The following is a 3,014-nucleotide window of genomic DNA, read 5'->3' on the forward strand; positions in this document are numbered from 1 at the left end:
ACCACCAAATGCGCACCCGCAGCCAACGGCAGGAAATAACCCCACAAAGACACGTCGAACGTCGTCGCCGTCTTCTGCAGATACACATCCGACGCATCCATCGGATACTGCGCCAGCATCCACGCGACCTGGTTCACGATCGCCGAATGCGGAACCGCCACACCCTTCGGACGACCCGTCGAACCCGACGTGAAAATCACATACGCGGTATTCGACGGCCGCACCGGCGCTACACGGTCGGCATCGGTCACCTGCGCCGAGTCGTAACCACCGGTCTCGAGGGTATCCAACTCCAGCACCGGCACACCGGTGCCTTCGGGCACCGCACCCGCATCGGCAGTAGAGGTCAACACACACAACGGCGCCGCGGTATCGAGAATGTAACCGATCCGCTCCGCCGGATGCGCCGGATCCAAGGGCACATACGCACCACCGGCCGCGACAACGGCATACATGCCGACCACGAGATCCAGCGACCGCGAAACCAGCAACCCGACCAACGTCTCGGGCCCGACGCCTTGCGCGATCAGATGCCGCGCCAACCGGTTCACCCGACCGGCGAACTCGCCGTAGGACAGACTTGTCCCCTCGAACGAAACCGCCACTCGCTCCGGATGCGCCGCAGCAGCAGCATCGAACCCGTCCAGCAGCAGCCCTTCCGGGAGCGTGTGCTCGGTCGCGTTCCATTCCGCCAGCATCTTCGTGCGCTCGACCGGCGCCAGGATCTCCAGATCACCGACAGCGGTCTCCGGCGCGGCCAGGACCTCCTCCAGCAATCGCACGAACCGATCAGCGAACGCTTCGATCGTGGAGTGATCGAACAGATCCCGGGAATACGAGAGTGCGCCCTGCATAACGGCGTCCGCGGTATCGCCGGTCCCCCGGAAATTGAACGAGAGATCGAACTTTTCCAGGCTGGTCTCGAATTCGACCGGAGCGACCCGCAGATCCGGCAGTTCGAAATGCCGGTCCGGCAGATTCTCGAATGACAGAGCCACCTGGAAAATCGGGTGGCGCGCCTGTGAACGTGCCGGATTAAGCACCTCCACCAGCCGCTCGAACGGCACATCCGCATGGGCGAACGCTTGCAGATCGGTATTCCGGACCTCTGCGAGCAATTCGGTGAAGGACATATCGCCGCGAACCGGGGTTCGCAACACCAATGTGTTGACGAACATGCCGACCAGGTTCTCCAATGCCGCATCACCACGGCCGGCTACCGGAGTACCGACACCGATATCGGATTCTCCGGTGATCCTCGCCAGGAATACGGCCAGCGCGCTGTGCACGACCATGAACGGTGAAGCATTGTGCCGCCAGCCCAGATCCACGATCCGGCGGCGGGTCTCCGGGCTGATCTCGAATGAATGAACGCCACCCGAGAAGGACGAAACGGCTGCGCGAGGCCGGTCCGCCGGAAGTACCAGCTCGTCCGGCAGGCCGGCCAGTTTCTCCTTCCAGTACCGCACCTGTTCGGAGATGAGCGAATTCGGATCGTCCTCCGAACCCAGCACCTCACGCTGCCACAGGGCGTAATCCGCGTACTGCACCGGAAGGCTCGCCCACGCCGGGGGTTCCCAGCTGACGCGTGCCGCGTAGGCGGCCATCACATCTCGCGCCAGCGGGCCCATCGACCAACCGTCGGCGGAGATATGGTGCACCACCATGCCGAGTACGTATTCGTTCTCGCTGATCTCGAAGAGCCGAGCATGCAGCGGCACCTCGACGGTGACGTCGAAGGCCATGGTCACCAGATCGATCAGATGATCGATGAGCCTGTCCTCGCGGATCAGGTACGGAGTCAGGTCCGGTACCACCTGAGCCGCGTCCAGGATCACCTGGACCGGTGCCCGGCCCTTCTGCGGGAACACGGTCCGCAACGATTCGTGCCGGTCGATCACATCGATGAAAGCAACCTGCAGGGCTGCGATATCGAGATAACCGGACATCCGGATCGCGATCGGAATGTTGTTGACCGCCGATTCGGTGTCGTACCGGTTGAGGAACCACATCCGCTGCTGCGCCAGCGACAACGGCACCTGCTCCACGACCTCACCTGTGGGCAGGATCTGGATCGGGCGCTCCCGCGGCGTCAACGCCACGCGACCACTCGCACCGGCCTGTTCCACCCGCACAGCCAACGCCGCCACGGTCGGTGTCTCGAACAGCATCCGCACCGGCACGGTGGTGTCCAGCGCCGCACCCAGGCGCGCGGCGACCTGGGTCGCGATCAGCGAGTTACCACCCAGGGCGAAGAAATCGTCATCGGCACCGATCCGCTCGACACCGAGCACCTCGGCGAACACACCCGCCACGATCTCCTCGATCGGAGTCGACGCAGCCCGGAACTCCCGCGTCTCGAAGACCGGGGCAGGCAGCGCCTTACGATCCAGCTTGCCCGAAGTGTTCAACGGGAACGCATCCAACTCCATGACCACGGCCGGGATCATGTAGATCGGCAGCACATCACGCAGATCATCGAGCAGGGCAGCCGACACGATCTTCGCACCCGGAGCAGGTACCACGTAGCCGACGAGCTGCTCACCCAGATCCGAAGCGGCGACCGTCACCACGGCCTGGCTCACCACCGGCTGCGCCAGCAGCGCCGACTCGATCTCCCCCAGCTCGATCCGCTGACCACGGAACTTCACCTGGAAATCGGTACGACCCAAATACTCCAGCACCGACTGCGCACCCGAATCCCCCTCGATACGCCGCCACCGCACCAGGTCACCGGTCCGATACATCCGCCGACCGGCATCGAACGGACTCGCGACGAAACGGTCCGAACTCAGATCCGGACGGGTCACATACCCGCGAGCCAACTGATCACCCGCGAGATACAACTCACCCGTGACACCCTCGGGAACCGGACGCAACCGCGAATCCAGCACATACACGCGCGAATTCCACTGCGGCACACCGATCGGCACACTCCCGGACTCCGCACCCGTGGCCTGCCAATACGTGATCGACACCGCAGCCTCGGTCGGACCATACAAGTTGTGCACAGC

Annotated in this window: 1 protein-coding gene; it reads right to left on the reverse strand. The window is 63.7% G+C overall.

The genetic code is table 11. The annotated features are described in order from the left end of the window. A partial coding sequence (locus tag IG75_RS0135485; protein ID WP_036544293.1) for a condensation domain-containing protein occupies positions 1-3,014 on the reverse strand: 3,014 nt, incomplete at both ends.

This window comes from Nocardia rhamnosiphila NBRC 108938 (genome assembly GCF_000720425.1).
GTDB lineage: Bacteria > Actinomycetota > Actinomycetes > Mycobacteriales > Mycobacteriaceae > Nocardia > Nocardia rhamnosiphila.